Annotated in this window: 11 protein-coding genes; 4 read left to right on the top strand and 7 right to left on the bottom strand. The window is 72.7% G+C overall.

Annotated features, from left to right (window positions below):
* Nucleotides 1–245: 245 nt before the first annotated feature.
* From FRZ03_RS01610 to FRZ03_RS01640, 7 genes are all read right to left on the bottom strand, one after another.
* A complete protein-coding gene (locus FRZ03_RS01610; RefSeq protein ID WP_222443330.1) occupies nt 246–1,454 on the bottom strand; it encodes a cytochrome P450 in 1,209 nt (402 codons plus the stop codon).
* Between the two features lie 144 nt (nt 1,455–1,598).
* The gene (locus tag FRZ03_RS01615; RefSeq protein WP_146463300.1) at nt 1,599–3,074 is read right to left on the bottom strand and encodes an MFS transporter; all 1,476 of its coding nucleotides are present in this window, start codon (nt 3,072–3,074) and stop codon (nt 1,599–1,601) included.
* A 157-nt stretch (nt 3,075–3,231) separates the two neighbouring features.
* Complete coding sequence (locus FRZ03_RS01620; protein ID WP_146463321.1) at nt 3,232–3,999, bottom strand: thioesterase II family protein; 768 nt, start codon at nt 3,997–3,999, stop codon at nt 3,232–3,234.
* A gap of 29 nt (nt 4,000–4,028) precedes the next feature.
* Nucleotides 4,029–5,027 carry an LLM class flavin-dependent oxidoreductase gene (locus tag FRZ03_RS01625; RefSeq protein WP_146463301.1) on the bottom strand — a complete coding sequence of 333 codons (999 nt, stop codon included), beginning with the start codon at nt 5,025–5,027 and terminating at the stop codon, nt 4,029–4,031.
* Between the two features lie 37 nt (nt 5,028–5,064).
* Nucleotides 5,065–6,666, bottom strand: coding sequence for a fatty acid--CoA ligase (locus FRZ03_RS01630; protein ID WP_146463302.1), 1,602 nt, complete (start codon nt 6,664–6,666; stop codon nt 5,065–5,067).
* A gap of 23 nt (nt 6,667–6,689) precedes the next feature.
* The gene (locus FRZ03_RS01635; protein WP_146463303.1) at nt 6,690–12,377 is read right to left on the bottom strand and encodes a type I polyketide synthase; all 5,688 of its coding nucleotides are present in this window, start codon (nt 12,375–12,377) and stop codon (nt 6,690–6,692) included.
* Nucleotides 12,378–12,388: 11 nt separating this feature from the next.
* On the bottom strand, nt 12,389–12,697 hold the full coding sequence (locus FRZ03_RS01640) for an acyl carrier protein (protein ID WP_261398461.1): 309 nt from the start codon (nt 12,695–12,697) through the stop codon (nt 12,389–12,391).
* A 143-nt stretch (nt 12,698–12,840) separates the two neighbouring features.
* Between FRZ03_RS01640 and FRZ03_RS01645 the strand changes: the two genes are divergently transcribed.
* The 4 genes from FRZ03_RS01645 to FRZ03_RS01660 are packed head-to-tail and all read left to right on the top strand — an operon-like array spanning nt 12,841 to nt 17,468.
* Nucleotides 12,841–14,472, top strand: a complete 1,632-nt coding sequence (locus FRZ03_RS01645; protein ID WP_146463304.1) for an aldehyde dehydrogenase family protein — start codon at nt 12,841–12,843, stop codon at nt 14,470–14,472.
* 27 nt (nt 14,473–14,499) lie between these two features.
* Nucleotides 14,500–15,642, top strand: coding sequence for an acyl-CoA dehydrogenase family protein (locus FRZ03_RS01650; protein WP_146463305.1), 1,143 nt, complete (start codon nt 14,500–14,502; stop codon nt 15,640–15,642).
* Nucleotides 15,643–15,687: 45 nt separating this feature from the next.
* A complete protein-coding gene (locus FRZ03_RS01655; RefSeq protein ID WP_146463306.1) occupies nt 15,688–16,983 on the top strand; it encodes an aspartate aminotransferase family protein in 1,296 nt (431 codons plus the stop codon).
* Nucleotides 16,984–16,985: 2 nt separating this feature from the next.
* Nucleotides 16,986–17,468 carry a type II toxin-antitoxin system RatA family toxin gene (locus FRZ03_RS01660; RefSeq protein ID WP_146463307.1) on the top strand — a complete coding sequence of 161 codons (483 nt, stop codon included), beginning with the start codon at nt 16,986–16,988 and terminating at the stop codon, nt 17,466–17,468.
* Nucleotides 17,469–17,487 lie beyond the last annotated feature (19 nt).

The raw sequence follows: 17,487 nt of genomic DNA on the forward strand, positions 1-17,487 counted from the left end.
CAGGACACCAGGTGGCGGGACGGAGCGTTCTGGCGGGTCGTGGACGAAGGGGTTGCCGTCCGGCTGCGGGGTGGACCGGCCAGTCGTGGCCGGCGGCGGGGTTGGCGGGAATCGCACCGTCGCCCTTGCGGGTGCTCGCGCCGCCGGGTTCCATTGGTGCACGGCGCGCATCCGCGGCCCGCACCCGCGCGGTGCGGGGCCGTGGTGGGGCACGGCCCTCCTGAGAGCCCGGGTGGGGCGGGCTGCTACCAGGTCACATGCAGTGCGGTCAGGCCGTAGTTGATGGTGTTCTGGCGGAACACCACCGGCTCCGGCACGTCCGCGAGACGCAGTCCGGGGAAGCGGTCGAACAGGGCCCGCAGGCAGACCTCCAGCTCCATCCGGCCGAGCGGGGCGCCCGGGCACAGGTGGCGGCCGTGGCCGAAGGCGATGTGCCGGGAGACGTCCTCGCGGTGGATGTCGAAGCGGCCGGCGTCCGCGAAGACGGCCTCGTCGTGGTTGGCGCTCGGGTAGGCGAGGATGACGCCGTCGCCGGGGGCGATGCGCGCGCCGCCCACCTCGGCCTCGGCGACCGCGACTCGGACCTGGTTGTCCTGGGTGATGGACCAGTAGCGCAGCAGTTCCTCGACGGCCTGTCCGTACAGCGACGGGTCGCGCCGCAGGTCGGCCAGCTGCTCGGGGTGGCGCAGCAGGCTCGCCACCCCGAGGCTGAGCTGGTGGGCGGTGGTCTCGTGGCCGGCGACCAGCAGCAGCCGGGCCATGGCCACGCAGTCCTCGCGGCCGAGCTCGCCGCTCGCCATGTACCGGGTGGCCAGCCTGCTCAACAGGTCGTCGGCGGGCTCGGCCTGCTTGGCGGCGATGAGCCGGTCGAGGTACTCCGTCATCCGCACGAACGCGGCGTAGATCTCCTCCGGCGAGGCGTCCTGGGAGAGGACCTCCTGGCTCAGCTCGGCGAAGTCCAGCTCGTCGGCCTCGGGGACGCCGAGCATCCGGGCGATCACCAGGGAGGGCAGCCGCTGCGAGAGCCGGGTGACCAGGTCGGCGGGGCGGGGCCCGGCGGCCAGCTCGTCGAGCAGCTGCCCCACCAGGGCCTCCACCTCGGGTCTGAGTCTTCGGGTGGCGCGGGCGGTGAACTCCGGCATGATCATGCGGCGCAGCCGGTTGTGCTCGGCGCCGTCCATGCGGGTGAAGGACATCACGCGCGGGGCGGGCGGGAGCTGGATGCGCACGGGGAAGCCGGGCAGGGTGTCGTCCGAGCTGAAACGCTCGTCCATCAGCACCTGGCGCAGGTCCTCGTAGCGGGTGACGAGCCATGCCTCGCCCGTGCGGATGCGCACCTTCACGGGCGGTCCCTGGCGCAGCTCGGCGTAGGCGTCGGGCGGCGAGTAGGGGCAGGAACGCGCCATGGGCCACTCCGCGAGCCGCTCCGTAGAGGAGCGCAATATTCCAGTCATCGTTTCCTCCTGTTGGCCGAGTTCTTTCGGTTCCAGCCATCGTGGAGGGCACCGGTGACGGGTTTCTGATACGACGCTGACGGGCGCCCGCGTGGATCGCGGACGCCCGTCGGGGAGTCTCGGTGGCCGGATACGGCCGGTCGGTCAGGCGGTGCCGCGGGACCGGCCGGGCAGCAGTTGCAGCAGGGCCGCGGCGCCCACGCAGATGCCGGCCTGGACCAGCAGGCTGGTGCTGAACGCCTGCGCCATGCCGTGCGCGCCGGGCCGGTGTTCGGCCACGTCGAAGAAGACGACGCCGATGACGGCGACGCCGAGGGCGTTGCCGACCTCCTGGGCGGTGGAGAACACCCCGGACGCGGCCGCCGCGTACTGCGGCGCCACCCGTTCCAGCACCAGCGAGGTCAGCGGTGCCACCACCAGGCCCATGCCGTACCCGCACACCACCATGGCGGGGATGCACCAGGCGACGGCTCCGGTGGTGTCCAGCCGGTCCGCGGTGAAGGCGAGCGCGACGTCGCCCACGGCCACGGTCAGCGCGCCCAGCGCGAGGACCTGCTTGCCCAGCTTGGCGGCGAACTTCGGCGCCTGCACGGACGACAGGAAGAAGCCGAGGCCCAGCGGGATGAACAGCAGCCCGGACGTCAGCGCGCTGGTGCCGCGCGCCTCCTGGAGGTAGAGCGCGAGCACCAGGAAGAAGGAGGCCATCACCGAGAAGTACACGAGGATGGAGACCACGCCGACGCTGAACGAGCGGTCGTGGAAGAGCGAGGGGCTCATCAGCGGGGAGCGGCCGCGGGCCGCGAGCCGGCGCTGGGTGATCCAGAACAGGCCGAGCAGCGGCACGGAGGCGACGAGCAGCTCCCAGGTCCAGGCCGGCCAGCCCTGCTCGCGGCCCTCCACCAGCGGCAGTACGACCGCGACCAGCCCGGCCGTCACCAGGACCACGCCCAGCAGGTCGAGCCCGGTGCGGCCGTCGTCGGCCTTCGACTCGGGCACCACCTTCGGGGTGACGAGCAGCACCAGCGCGCCGATGGGCACGTTGATCAGGAAGATGGTCCGCCAGTCCCAGCCGAACAGGTCCGCCTTGATCAGCAGGCCGCCGATGAGCTGGCCGAAGACCGCCGCCGCGCCCAGCGCCAGACCGTAGGCGTTGAACGCGGCGACCCGGGCCTTGCCGGTGTACGCGGTGTTGAGGATGCCGAGCACCTGTGGGATGACGAGGGCCGCGGCGGCGCCCTGGACGGCGCGGGCGACGATCAGTTCGGTCATGTCGGGCGCGCTGCCGCAGGCCAGGGAGGCGAGCGTGAACAGCGCGACGCCCACGGAGTACACCCGTCTGCGACCGTACAGATCGCCGAGTCTGCCGCCGGTGATCAGCAGCGCGGCCAGGCCGATGGTGAAGGTCACGGCGACGAGCTGGATCTGCGCCGGGGTGGCGTGCATGTCCCGCTGGAGCGAGGGGATCGCCACGTTGACGATGAAGAAGTCGAGGTTGGTGATGAACAGGCCGGCCAGCACGACCAGGAGGGCCCCCCAGGCGGGTGCCCCGGCGGTCTCCTCGATGTCCTGGGGCGGTGCGGCCGGGGCCGCGCTGCCGGTCAGTTCCGCTTCGGTGGTCATGACGACCCTCCTAGGTCGTGTCGTGCTGGTGGGATGCGGGCCGAACAGGGCCCGCTACGCACAGCGGGGCACGGGACGGCAGCCGGGACGACGGTCCCGGTGCACTGTCCCGCGCCCCGCTGATGCGGCGCTGACGATGCCTTCCCGTTCGGCGCGCTCAGCGCGCGAGGGAGGCCACGGTCCGCTGGAGCCGGTGCGCGAAGTGCGCGGTGACGGCCTGGGCGTGCGTGTCGATGTAGAAGTGGCCGCCCTCGTACTCGTTGTGGCCCAGGTAGGCCGGGGTGCGTGCGGCCCAGTGGGTCATGGCGTCGGGGGCCTCCTGGAGCGGGTCGCTGCGGCCGCCGTAGGAGGCGAGCGGGCAGCTGACGCCGGCGCCGTCGTCGTCGTAGTCCCCGGCGACCCGCAGGTCGGCGCGGAGCGCGGGCACGACCAGGGCGAGCATCTCGGGGTTGTCGTAGACCTCGGCCGGGAAGGACCCCAACTTCTTGATCCACTCGACGAGTTCGTCCTCCGGCATCCGGCTCTGCTCCTCGGTCGGCTTGAAGAAGCCGATGGGCGACCAGCCGGACATGCCGACCATCACCGGGGCCGGGCCGCCCTCCTCCTCCATCCGGATGGCCAGGCGGAACGCCAGCTGCGCGCCGAGGCAGTGGCCGAAGAAGGCGAAGGGACGGTCGTCCAGTTCGTTGAGGACGGCCTCGTGCAGGGCGTCGAGGAGCGGCCAGAAGTTCTCGTAGGTCGGTTCCTCGCGGCGGTTGTGCCGGCCGGGCAGGGTGACGGCCTGCGGGGTGATGTCCGGCGGCAGCAGGCGTTCCCAGTCGCGGTAGATGATGGCGCCGCTGCCGGCGTGGGGCAGCAGGAACAGCCGGATCGAGGCGTCGGGTGAGGGCTCCACGGGGTGGAACCAGTTGCCCTCGCTGGACATCTGGCTGCCGATGGTGCCGATGGCGGTGGTCACGACTGCGTACTCCCAACGGTGGTGGCGGGGCCGAGGGCGCGTACCGCGGGCAGCAGCACCTCGGCGATCTCCTTCAACTGGGGCTCCGGGTCGAGCGATCCGATGCGGATCACCAGGTGCCGGGCGCCGGCGCGGACATAGCCGGCGAGCCACTCGGCGCACTTCTCGGCGCTGCCCCAGGCGTAGGCCTGGATGGTGCGCATCTGCTCCAGGGAGCGGCCGTAGTAGTGGCTGATGTAGTGCTCCAGCTCGGCCTCGGCCGCGGCCTCGTCGCGGTTGACGGTGACCGTCGCGTACAGCGCGGGGGTCACCGTCCGGCCCGCCTCCGCGGCCAGTTCGCCGAGGCGGCGGCGGGCGCGGTCGTAGGCGTCGACGTCGGGCAGGAAGGGCAGCCAGCCGTCGTAGCGGGTGGCCGCGCGGGCGAGCACCTTGGGGGTGTCGCTGCCGGCCAGCCACAGCGGCGGGCCGCCGGGGACGGCCGGCGAGGGCAGCCGGTCGAGGTGCTCGGCCTGCCAGAACCTCCCGTCGAACTCGGTGGGTTCGCCGTCCTCGCCGGAGCGCCAGGCGGTGCGCCACAGCGCGCTGATCTCGTCCAGACGGCCGACCCGGCCCTGGAAGGAGGCGCCGACGGAGTTGAACTCCTCCTCGGTCTCGGCCATCGGGAAGCCCGAGCCGAGGCCGAGGACCAGCCGGCCGGCCGCGACGTGGCTGAGGCTCGCGATCATGTTGGCGCCGATGAGCGGGTGGCGCAGGGCGGGGGTGAGGGCGGCGGTGCCGACGGTGATCCGCCGCGTCGCCGCGGCGGCGGCCGAAAGCACGACCAGCGGGTCCAGGCGGGGGCGGGCGGTGAGGGAGTCGCCGGCCCACAGGGAGTCGAAGCCGAGGGTCTCCGCCTGTCGCGCGAAGTCCAGCAGCGGGGCGGCGGCGTAGGTGCCGTTGATGGCTTGCTCACGGGTGGGCAGCAGGATGCCGATCCGCAGGGGCTCGGTGCTCATGGGCGGGTCACTCTCCACGGGGGCGTGAGGAACGTGGTCATACGGCACTCCCCAGCGGGTCCCTCGCCGGCGCCGTCAGCTGCTCGCGGACCGCGCGGCGCAGGATCTTGCCCGAGGGGTTGCGCGGCAGGGAGTCGGCGAAGTGGTAGGTGCCGGGGATCTTGTAGTCGGCGATGCGGCCGCGCAGCGAGAGCAGGAGCTCGCGGGGGGTGGCCTTGGCGCCGGGCCGCAGCACCACCACGGCGTGCACGCTCTCGCCCCAGCGGTCGTCGGGCAGCCCGACCACGGCCGCGTCGGCGACCGCGGGGTGCGCGGCCAGGGCCTTCTCGACCTCGGCCGGGTAGATGTTCTGCCCGGCGACGATGATCGTGTCGTTGATGCGGTCGCACAGGTGGAGGTAGCCGTCCTCGTCGAGGTAGCCGGCGTCGCCCATGTGCAGCCACTCCCCCACCAGGGTGCGGGCGGTGGCCTCGGGCAGGTTCCAGTAGCCGAGCATCCGGGAGGGGGCGCGCACGCACACCTGGCCGATGGCGCCGGGCGGCAGGCTCTCGCCGTCGGGGCCGACCACCTTGATCTCGTTGCCGGGGCAGGGCAGTCCCACCGAGGTGAGCTTGGTGCTGCCGGGGTGGTGCGCCTCGGGCGGCAGACAGACCGCGACGCTGCCGGTCTCGGTGCTGGCGTAGATCTGCGCGAACTCGCAGCGGTAGGTCTCCAGGCACTGCTTGAGCAGCGTCTCGGACATGGGCGCCGCGCCGTAGGCGATCTTGCGCAGGGAGGTGAACGCCTCGGGTCCGGCCTCGCGTTCGGCCGCCATCGCCTGGAGCATCGCGGGCGCGGCGAAGGTGGTGGTGACGCCGTGCTCGCGGATGAGGCGGACGGCCTCCTGCGGGTCGAACTGCGGCATGATCACGCTGGTGCCGCCGGCGTTGAAGGTGTGCAGGAACCAGCCGATGCCGGCGACGCCGAAGCCCGGCAGGGAGATCAGGGCGACGTCCTCGGGCAGCCAGTCGATCCAGTCCACGCCCCGCTCGCGGCTGGCGTGCGGCAGGGTGAAGAAGCTGCGGTGGGCGAGGACGGCGCCCTTGGGCAGGCCCGTGGTGCCGCTGGTGTAGATCTGGATGACGGCGTCGTCGGGGCCGGTGCAGGGCGAGAGGTCGGTCTCGGGCTGGTCGGCGGCCCAGGCCAGCAGCCCGGCGCCGCGGGCGGGTTCGCCGTCGGCGTCGGTGCCGTCGACGCGGATCACCCGGCGCAGTCCGCGCAGCTGGTGGCGGACGGTGGCGACGGTGTCCCAGAACTCGTCGTCCACGAAGATCAGCGTCGCGCCGGAGTCGCGCAGGATGTGGTCGACCTCGCCCGGGGTGAGCCGCCAGTTGACCGGCACCAGCACGGCGCCCGCCTTGGCGCAGGCGATCATCACGAGATAGTAGTTCGCCGACTCGCGGCCCAGGTAGGCGACCCGGTCGCCGCGCCGGACCCCGCTGGTGTGCAGGGCGTGCGCGGCGCGGTTGCTGTCGCGGTGCAGCTTGTCGTAGGTGGTGATGCGGCCCTCGCAGACGATCGCCGGGTGCTCGGGGCGGGTGCCGGCGTGGGCGCGGGCGGAGTGGTGGAGCGTCCAGCGCTCCCTCGGTATCTCGGTCATGGTGTGCCGTCCCTGTCTGACTGTCATGCCGCCGGCGCGGGGGCGAGCTGCCCGTCGACGAAGTGCGCGAGCGCGCGCACCGTGGGGTGGTCGTGGGTGAGGGAGGCCGGCAGGGGCAGCCGGAACGCCTGCTCCAGCGCGGCCTTGACCTGCTGGGCCATCAGGGAGTCCAGGCCCAGCGAGACGAACTCGCTGTTCACGTCCAGTTCGTCGCCGTCCTCCAGGTGCAGGACGGCGCCGACCTTCTCGCTCACCACGGCGGTGACCCTGGCGAGCCGTTCGGCCTCGGGCAGTGCGGTGAGGGCGGCGAGGTCCGGTCCGGTGCCGTCGTCGCCCGCGCCGTGGCGGGCGAGCCGGTCGAAGAACAGGTCGCCGGTGACGCTGCCGGAGACGTAGCGGTCCCAGTCGAACTCGCCGACGATCCGCTGGGTGCGGGGCCGGTCCCAGAGCCGGGCGAGGGTGTCCAGGGCGCGGGTCGGGGAGAAGAAGCGGACGCCGCTGCGTTCGATCTCCTGGCTGAGGTGCTCCTCCAGCCGGGCCGACATGCCGACCCGGGCCCAGGCGCCCCAGTTGACCGACAGGCCCGGCACCCCGCGCCGGCCCCGCCACTCGGCGAGCGCGTCGAGACCGGCGCTGGCCGCGGCGTAGTGGCCCTGGGTGGCGCCGCCGAGGACGGAGGCGATGGAGGAGTAGGTGACGAAGAACTCCAGCTCGGGGAAGGAGCTCTCGGCGGCCTCGTGCAGCAGCCAGCCGCCGTACGCCTTCGCCGCGAGCTGGGCGTCGATCGACTCCCAGGTCAGCTCGGAGATCAGCTTCTTGTCGTAGGAACCGGCGGCGTGCACGATCCCGCCGACCGGGTGCGGCCCCGCCGCCAGGTGCCGGACGAGGCGCCGTACGTCCTCCGGCCGGGAGACGTCGGCGCGTACGACGTCGATCTCGGCGTCGGCCGCGAGCTCGCCGAGCAGCGAGGCGGCCTCCTCGGTGGCCTTGCCGCTGCGGCTGACCAGGGTGAGGTGGCGGGCGCCGAGCGCGGCCAGCTTGCGGGCGGTGACCAGACCGAGGCCGCCGAGACCGCCGGTGACCAGGTAGGTGCGGTCGGCGCGCAGTGCGCCGGGGCCCTCGTCGGCCGGTTCGGGCCGCTCCTGGAGGTCCTCGGGCAGGGTCACCCAGGCGGGTCCGGTCGGGTCGGCCAGGGCGGTGCGCAGGGCCTCGCCGGTCTCGTCCAGCCGGAAGCGTACGGCGGTGTCGCCGTCGCCGGGGGCGGGGACCACGGCGACCGCGGGCACGGTGAGCGTGGCGCGGAAGGTGCCGTCGTGCCGGACCAGGACCTCGTCGCCGGGCGCGAAGCCGGTGCCGTCGGCGGCGGCGAGGACGGTGCCGCGGGCCAACTGGCCGAGCAGCGGCGGCGGTTCCTCCTCCCCGGTCTCCTCGGCGCGTTCGGCGCGCCCGGTGTCCAGGGCGGTGCGGGCGTCCTCGGCGGTCAGGCCGACGGCGGCCACCCGGACCTGGACCTCGTCGGCGCCCGGGGCCCGGTCGGCGACCGGGGCGAGCACCAGGTCGGACAGGTCGCCGGAGTCGGGGGCGCGCAGTTCGAAGCCCCCGGTCCAGGTGAGGCTGGCGTCACCGGCGAGCAGCCGGCGCACGTAGCGGCGGCCGGGCCGGTGGGCGACCTGGTACTCGCCGGCCGGTTCGGCCCGCCACTCCTCGGCCAGCGGGGCGAGGCCGCTGCCCGGGGCGAGGTCCACCAGGGTGGCCCGGTACTGCGGGTACTCGGTGAGCAGCACCCGGCCGAAGCCCCACAGGGTGGCGGCGCCGAGGTGGCCGCCGTCGCCGGCCGGGTCGCCGGGCAGCCACTGGGCGCCCTCGGTGACCAGCCACAGCCGCGGCGGCCGGTTCGCGGACTCCAGCGCGCCGACGAGAGCGAGCAGTTCGCGGTAGTTGTCCTCGCACTCGGCGCGCAGCCGGTCGGCGGACATCGGCTCGGGGCGGCCGTGCCACACCCGGCAGACGTCGGTGACGGTGGGGTCCTCCAGGGCGGCCTTGAGGTCGGTGAGATCGGGCAGCCAGGTGACCTTGAGGCCGGGTTCCGCGGCCAGTTCCGCGGCGCGCGCGGCCGAGGGGTCGAGCAGCACCACGTGCCGGGCGGGGGCGCCGCCCCGGGCGGGCAGGGCGCGGCGCACCCATTCGGGGCGGTGCAGGAACTGGCGGCGGCCGTCGCGGCCCTCGGGGCGGGCCATGCGCACCCCGAGGAGTTCGGCGACGGGGTCGCCGTTCTCCAGCAGCAGCACGTCGGCCAAGCGCCGGTCCTGGTCGCCGCGGACCCGGGCGAGGACGCGCAGCTGTTCGCCGCGCGGCTTGCGGAAGTGCCGCACGGAGGCGATCTCGCGGGGCACGAACACCGGGCCCTCGGGGTCGAGGACGACCAGCGCGTGGCCGGCGGCCTCCAGCAGTTCGGCCGGGACGTGCTCGACGGCGGTGGCGTCGCGGCCGGACAGTTCGCCGGTGACCAGGCCGTCGCCGTGCCGGGCGGCGCGCAGCAGCAGCCGCATGCGGGGGCCCTGGGGGCGGCCGACGGAGGCGAGGTCGGTGTAGATGTCCTCGTCGTCGATGTGCTGGGCGGCCGGGGCGAGGGTCGCGTCCAGCTCGGCCAGCTCGGAGACGGGCACGAGGGGTTCGGGTTCGGCGGCGACCGTGGCGGTGGCGTGCAGGTTCTCCTCGCCGCCGACCACCGTGCAGACCTCGACCTCGGCGCCGCCGCCGGGGCGGGGCCGCCAGCGGGTGGTGAGGGCGGTGACCGTCTCGGCGGGCAGCTCCAGCGGGGCCAGCAGCTTCAGGTCGCGCACCGCGTTGCGGGCGTGGCCCTGGACCGCGTCCTGCACGGCGAGCAGCAGGTCGACGTAGGCGCCGGCGGGCAGCACGGTGCGGTCGTCGGCGGCGAGGTCGGCGAGCGCGCCCAGCTCCTCGGCGGTGAACTCGGCGGTGAACTCCCGCACCCCGCTGGCGAACCGCTCCTCGGTGCCGAGCAGCGGGTGGCGCGCGGTGCCGTTCGCGGCGGTGCGGCGCGGGGTGACGGAGGGCAGCCAGTAGCGCTTGCGCTGGAAGGCGTAGGTGGGCAGGTCCACCCGGGCGGGCGCCGGGTGCCCGGCGTGGTAGCCGTCCCAGGCGACGGTGAGCCCGGCCGCGTAGTACTCGGCGAGGGCGGTCAGGGTGGTGCCGGTGGTGGTGTCGCGGCGGCGCAGGCTGGCCAGCCACAGGTGGTCCTCGACGGTGACCGAGCGGCGGGCGAGCGCGGTGAGCCCGGCCTGCGGGCCGACCTCGATCAGGGCGTGCCGGCCGCGCTTGGCGACGGCCCGGATGCCGTCGAGGAAGCGCACGGGCTCGCCGATGTGCCGCACCCAGTAGTCGGGGTTGCCGATCTCGCGGAAGCGGGCCAGCCGGCCGGTGACGTTGGAGATGAGGCTGATCTTCGGCTCGTGGAAGACGATGCCGTCGAGGGCGGCGCGGAAGTCGTCGTAGACCTCGGCCATCAGCGGGGAGTGGAAGGCGTGGGAGACCTTGAGGCGTTCGACGCGCACGCCCCGCTCGGCGAGGACGGCGGTGACCTCGTCCAGGGCCGCGCTGCCGCCGGAGACGACCGTCTGGTCGGGGGCGTTGACGCCGGCCACGGCCAGGTCGTCGTGGCCCTCCAGGAGCGGGGCGACGTCCTCCAGCGGCGCGCTGACGGCGGCCATGCCGCCCTCGGCGGTGACGGCCTGCATCAGCCGGGCGCGGGCGGCGACCAGCCGGACCGCGTCGGGGAGGCTGAACAGCCCGGCCACGGCGGCGGCGGCCACCTCGCCGATGCTGTGCCCGATGAGCACGTTGGGCCGGGCGCCCCAGGCCATCCACTGCTGGGCGAGGGCGTACTCCAGGGTGAACAGGGCGGGCTGGGTGTACTCGGTGCGGTCGATGGCCTCGGGGTCGGCGGCGGTGCCGAGCAGCAGCTCGCGCACGGAGCGGCCGAGGTGCTCGGCGAACAGCTCGTCGCAGGCGTCGACCTGGGCGCGGAAGACGGGGAAGGCCGCGTAGAGGGCGGCGCCCATGCCGGCGTACTGGGAGCCCTGGCCGGTGAACATGAAGGCCGTCTTGCGGATGCCGGTCGGGCCCTCGTGCTCCTGCTCGGCGGCCTTGTCGAGCAGCTTGGCGAGCGCGGCGCGGTCGGCGACGGGGGCGGCGATCCGGTAGGGATGGTGGGCGCGGGTGGTGTTGGCGCTGTGGCAGAGCGCGGCCAGCGACACCTCGGGCCGCTCGTCCAGCAACCGGCGGTATCCGGCAGCCAGTTCGCGCAGCGCGCCGGCGTTCTTCGCGGAGAGGGTGAACACCGGGGCGGCGCCCGGCTGTTCGGTTTCCCGCGGCGCGCGCTCCGGTGCCTGCTCCAGCACCACGGCGCCGATGGTGCCCGCGAACCCGAAGCTGTTGACGACGCCGCGCCGGACCTCGGCCTCCCAGGGCTCGCACTCGGTCGGCACCCGCAGCGGGTACAGGTCCCAGGGGATGCGACCGGAGGGGGTGTTGAGGTTGATGTGCGGGTAGATGGTGCCCGAACGCAGCTGGAGCACCGTCTTGATGACGCCGACGATGCCGGAGGCGGGCTCCATGTGACCGAGGTTGGTCTTCACCGAACCGACCACCACCGGGCGGTCCTTGGTGTGCGAGTCCACGAAGACGTCGCCGATGGCGCCGAACTCGATGGGGTCGCCGAGCGGGGTGCCGGTGCCGTGCGCCTCGACGTACTGGATGTCCTCGGGCGCGAGGTGGGCGGCGGCCAGCGCGCTGCGGATGACCTTCTCCTGGGCGGGCCCGTTGGGCACGGTGAGCCCGGCGCTGTCACCGTCCTGGCCGACGGCGGTGCCGCGCACGAGGGCGAGGACGCGGTCGCCGTCGCGCTCGGCGTCGGAGAGCCGCTTGAGGACGACGATGCCGCAGCCCTCGGCGCGGGCGTAGCCGTCGGCGGCCTCGTCGAAGGTCTTGCACTGGCCGTCCGGGGACAGCATCTGGGCGTTGGAGAACATCACCGGGATGCGCGGGTGGTGCAGGGCGTTGACACCGCCGCACAGCGCGATGTCGGTCTCGCCGCCGCGCAGCGCCTGCACGGCCAGGTGCAGGGCGACCAGCGAGGAGGAGCAGGCGGTGTCGACGCTCATGCTCGGGCCGCGCCAGCCCAGGAAGTAGGAGAGCCGGCCGGACAGCGGGAACATGGTGATGCCGGAGGCCAGGTGGCCGTCCAGTTCCTCGTACGGCAGCGAGTCCAGCTCCAGCGCGTAGTCGATGGAGCTGGCGCCGATGTACACCCCGCCGTTGCCGCGGCGCAGCGGCGCCGGGTCGATGCCCGCGTGCTCCAGGGCCTGCCAGGCGGTCTCCAGCAGCAGCCGCTGCTGGGGGTCCATGTAACGGGCTTCCTTGGGCGAGATGTTGAAGAAGCCCGCGTCGAACAGGTCGATGCGGTCGAGGAATCCGCCGGCCGAGGCGCGGATCTTGCCCTTGTCGTCGGGTCCCTCGGGGGTGAAGGCCTCGACGTCCCAGCGGTCGGTGGGGATCGGTCCGATCCCGCTGCGGCCCTCGCGCAAGAACGCGTCGAACTCGTCGGGCGAGCCGCTGCCGCCGGGGAACCGCAGACCGATTCCGACGATCGCGACCGGCTCGGGCGCCTGCTCTGATTCCGTACGCGGCATGGAGCGACTCCTCAAGCTTCCTGGATGGCCTGGGTCAGGTGGTCCACGAGATGGGCGATGGTCGGCTCGTTGAAGAGCACGCTGACGTTGATCGACAGATCCAGGAGCTGTTCCAGGCTCTGGCGGATCTCGGTCAGGCGCAGCGAGGTGAGCCCGAGATCGAAGTAGCTGACGTCGAGAGGGAGGTCCTCGGACTCGTCCATGAGGAGAACAGCCTTGAATTTCTCCAGGACGATTGTCTCGATTTCCTCGCTCAGTTCACTGCGCGGCAGCTCGCGCAACCGCTGGTTGATGCTGTCGACGGGTGACATGCGCCTCATGCAATCAGCGCCGGCTGACACCCCACTGACAGCGCGCGGGGGGCCGGTTGGCTGGATCAGTCGGGTGTCAGCGCCGGGTCAGATTCCGCTGTCACGCTCGCATTGCTTCAAGAAATCCACACGCCATATCCGAAAGGCTGAAGATGCTTCGCGAAGCCGCGCAGGAGGAGAGTGCTGAGGCACCTTCCGGATTGAAGAGTTACGACCTCTACATCGCGGGCAAGGACGTCGCCGGGGACGGCTGGGTTTACACCGTCAGCGGGCGTTCGCTGCTGGAAGACGTGTTCACCAGCGTGAGCCTGAAGCGTGCCCTCGAACAGGACCCGGAGTCCGAGGCGGCCCAGCACCCCTACGTCGTCGGGCGTTGCGCGATCGCGGACGACGCCGCCATCGACCTGGCCACCCAGGCCGCCGCCGCGGCCGCCCCCGACTGGGCGGCGGTGCCGATGGAGCGGCGCATGCGGCTCGGCACCCGGTTCCGCGAGGAACTGATCAAGCACGAGGACGAGTTCCTGGAGATGCTCGTCGCCGAGTCGCACCCGGTCAAGCTCGCCCGCTGGGAGCTGAGCTGCCTGCTCCAGATCTACGCTCCGGGCTCCCTGCGCTGGTACGCCAAGCAGATGCGGGTGGAGAAGGAGTACAACGGCCGCCGGCTGATCCTGCACCGCCAGCCGGACGGTGTGGTCGCCTTCAACCCGCCGCAGAACGCCCCGCTGCCGAGCGCCGCGCTGTGCGTGCTGGCGCTGATGGCGGGCAACGCCGTGGTCGTGCGCGCCCCGCGCAGCATCGCGCTGTCCACCATGTGGCTGCTGCGGGACATCGTCGCCCCGCTGCTGGAGGAGATGGACGCCCCGGCCGGCGTCCTCAACGCGGTCTGCTCCAACCCGAAGCAGACCATGGACCGCTGGATCGCGGACCCGCTGATCAACGACATCTTCTACATCGGCGGCAGCCAGGAGGGCCTGCGCTTCGAGCAGAGCTGCGTGGCGCACGGCAAGAAGCCGATCCTCGAACTGGCCGGCAACGACGGCATCGTTGTCTGGAAGGACGCCGACGTGAAGTGGGCGGCCGAGGCCATCACGGAGGCGTTCTACGGCTCCGGGCAGATCTGCATGGTGCCCAACTACGTGCTGGTGCACCCCGATGTCGCCGAGCGGCTGATCGCCGAGGTGAAGGAGCAGGTCAAGGGGATCAAGCCGGGCCTGCCCGAGGAGGAGGACGTGCTGCTGTCGCCGGTGCGGCGCAGCGAGCGGTTCTTCCGGCTGCTGCGCCAGGCCCTGGACAACGGTGCCGAGCTGGTCACCGGCGGCAATCGCACCGAGGTGGACGGCACGGTCTCGGAGACCGGGGTGTTCCTCCAGCCGACGGTGGTGCGGGTGGACGGCCTGGACCGGGCACGGACGTACGACGTGGTCCGCGAGGAGACCTTCTTCCCGCTGATCCCGATCGTGGTCGCCGAGAAGGACAACGACGACGCACTGCTCGAATCGTTCCTCCAGTTCGTCAACAGCAACGACTACGGGCTGCGCAACTCCCTGTGGTCCCGCTCCGACCACGTGGTCGAGACCTTCGTGCGCCGCACGGTCAACGGCGGGCTGCTGAAGGTCAACGACTCGCACATCGGCTTCCTGCCCTACCTGCCGAGCCACGGCGGCACCGGCCGCACCGGCGGCGCGTTCGGCGAGGCCAACTACCCGATGCTCAAGACCTCCCACGTCCAGGGCGTCAGCATCGCCCGCGACGTGAGCCCGTACGACGCGGTCTTCGGCGCCTGACCCCACCCAGTCCTCGGAGGTTTCCCCGTGCGTTCCCTCGATGTCGCCCGGACCGTGTGCGAGCGGTTCCACCCCGGACTGCTCAAGGAACTGGAGCAAATCCCCTACGACGAGCGCGAGAAGGCCGGCAGCCCGGTGATCGACCTGTTCCGCATCCACGGCGGGGTGGGTCTGCTGATACCCGAGGCCTACGGCGGCCACGGTGCGGCCCCGCTGGAGGCGCTGCGCGTGCAGCTGGCCCTCGGCGCCCTGTCGCCCTCGCTGGTCGCGGCCGTCTCCATGCACCACTTCACCGCCGCCATGCTGTACTCGCTCGCGGTCAAGTCGGGCCGGCTCACCCCCGCGCAGACCAAGCTGCTGCACCAGATCGTGCCCGACCAGCAGGTGCTGGCCTCCGGCTGGTCGGAGGGCCGTACCGCGCAGAACATCCTCAAGCCGGCCGTCACCGCGCGCCCGGTCGAGGGCGGCTTCCTGCTGTCCGGCTCCAAGAAGCCGTGCAGCCTGTCCCGTTCGATGAGCCTGCTGACCGCGTCCACCGCGATCCACGGCGACGACGGCGGCGAGCCCGAGCTGGCGCTGGCCCTGGTCCCGGCGAACGCGCCGGGTCTGAGCGTGCACGAGTTCTGGGGCAACGACCTGCTGGCCGGCGCCGAGAGCGAAGAGGTCCGCCTGGAGGACGTGTTCGTGCCGAGCGAGATGGTGGTGCGGGCCGGCGCGGACGACCCCACGCGCCTGGACGACCTCCAGTCCGCCGGGTTCGTCTGGTTCGAGATGCTGATCTCCGCCGGGTACGCGGGCGCCGCCGCCGCGCTGGTCGAGCAGGTGCTGGAGCGCAAGCGGGGCGGAGCGGCGGAACGGGCCGCGCTGGCCGTGGACATGGAGGCGGCCCTCGCCCTCCTGGAGGGCGTGGCCCGCGGCACCGGACCCGAGCCGGGCGACGAGGAGTCGGTGGCGCGGGTGCTGGTCGCCCGGTACGCCGTGCAGAACGCGCTGCCGGACATCGTGGGCCGGGCGCTGGAGCTGCTGGGCGGACTGGAGTTCATCACGAACTCCGCGCCCGCGCAGGCCGCCGCGGCGACGCGGGCGCTGGCCTTCCACCCGCCGTCCCGGATCGCCGCGTCCGAGCCGCTGCTGACGTACTTCGACGGGGGGCCGCTGGTCCTCGCCTGAGCGGCGTCCGGTCCCGGCCCCGAACCCCGATCTTTGGAGAGACACGTGACCGTCATCCAGGACTCCCCGACGGCGACCGCCGTCGACGACGAGGCGGAGATCCTCAACCTGTACCGGGCCCACCTCAGCAAGGGTCGGGCCACCCTCGCCGAGCTGTTCGGCAGCCACATGGAGGTGGCGTCCGAGGGCGCCTGGCTCACCACCAGCGACGGCGAGCGGTTCCTGAACGCGGGCGGCTACGGCGTGTTCATCATGGGCGCGCGCCACCCGATCGTCATGGAGGAGGTGGAGCGCCAGCTGCGCACCCACCCCACCGCGACCCGCATCCTGCTGGAGCCGACCGTGGCCCGCGCCGCCGAGGCGCTGGTCTCCGTGCTGCCGGCCGGACTCGACCGGGTGCACTTCGCGCTCTCCGGCGCCGAGGCGGTGGAGACCGGCCTGAAGCTGGCCCGCGCCGGCGGCTTCAAGCGCACCATCTCGATGCGCGGCGGCTACCACGGCAAGACGCTGGGCGCCCTGTCGGCCACCGCCAAGGACGTCTACCAGGCGCCGTTCCGCCCGCTCGTGCCCGACTTCCAGCACCTGCCGTTCGGCGACGCCGACGCCCTGGAGGCCGAGCTGAAGGCCCACCCGGGCGAGGTCTGCGTGATCCTGGAGCCGGTCCAGGGCGAGGGCGGGGTCGTCATCCCACCGAAGGGCTACCTCAAGCGGGTCGAGGAACTGGTCCGCGAGTACGAGGGCTTCCTCATCCTGGACGAGGTGCAGTCCGGGTTCGGGCGGCTCGGCGAGTGGTGGGGCGCCGACATCGAGGGCGTCGTACCGGACGTGCTGCTGGCCGGCAAGGCGCTCGGCGGCGGCGTGATGCCGGTGTCCGCGGCCGTCGCCACCCGCAAGGCGTTCCGCCCCTTCGACAAGGACCCCTACGTCCACACCGCCACCTTCTCCGGGCAGCCGGTGCTGATGGCCGCGGTGCAGGGCGCGGTGCGGGCCGTCAAGGAGGAGCGCCTGGTCACCAAGGCCATGGACCTCGGCGCCCGGCTGCTGCCGCGGATCGCGGAGGTGGCCCACCGCAACATCCCCGAGCTGGTGGTGGACGTCCGCGGGCAGGGACTGCTCATCGGCGTGGAGCTGGTCGAGGCGGGCCTCGCCGGCGAGCTGCTGATCGAGCTGTTCAACCACGGCGTGGTCGCCAACCACTCCATGAACGGCAGTTCGGTGGTGCGGTTCACCCCGCCCGCCGTGCTGAACGACACCGACGTCGACTTCCTCGTCAACTCCTTCGACCTGGCCACCCGTGACCTGATCAAGGGCGCGGCCACAATGCCGGAAGGCGGTAACTGATCGTGCGGCACGTCGAACTCGAAGCCCACATACCCGCGGAGCAGGCCGAGGAGGTCCTGCACGCCGTACGGCGCTGGGAGAAGTACCCGGACCTGGCGCCGCACGTGAACGCCACCACCGTGCACGCCTCCTACCCCGACCCCAAGGCCTCCTCCAGCTGGGAACTGCACTTCCGCAGCGGACTGCTGCGCTGGACCGAGGACGACACGGTGCTGCCGGAGGCGGGCGAGATCCGCTTCGAGCAGTCCGACGGCGACTTCGACTCCTTCACCGGTGTCTGGTCGGTCCGGCAGAACGGCGCGGACGTCACCGTCCGCTTCGACGCCGACTTCGACTTCGGCATCCCGAGCCTGGAGGGCATCCTCGACCCGATCGCCGAGCGGGTCATCAAGGAGACGGTCGCCTGGGCCCTGACCGGCCTGTACCCGGCCGTGCGCGTCCAGGGCGGCATCGAACTGAACACGCCGGCGACGGTCGGCGCGTAACGCCGGCCGAAGGAGCTGA

This window comes from Streptomyces misionensis, assembly GCF_007896895.1.
In the GTDB taxonomy this organism is placed as follows: Bacteria; Actinomycetota; Actinomycetes; order Streptomycetales; family Streptomycetaceae; genus Streptomyces; species Streptomyces misionensis_A.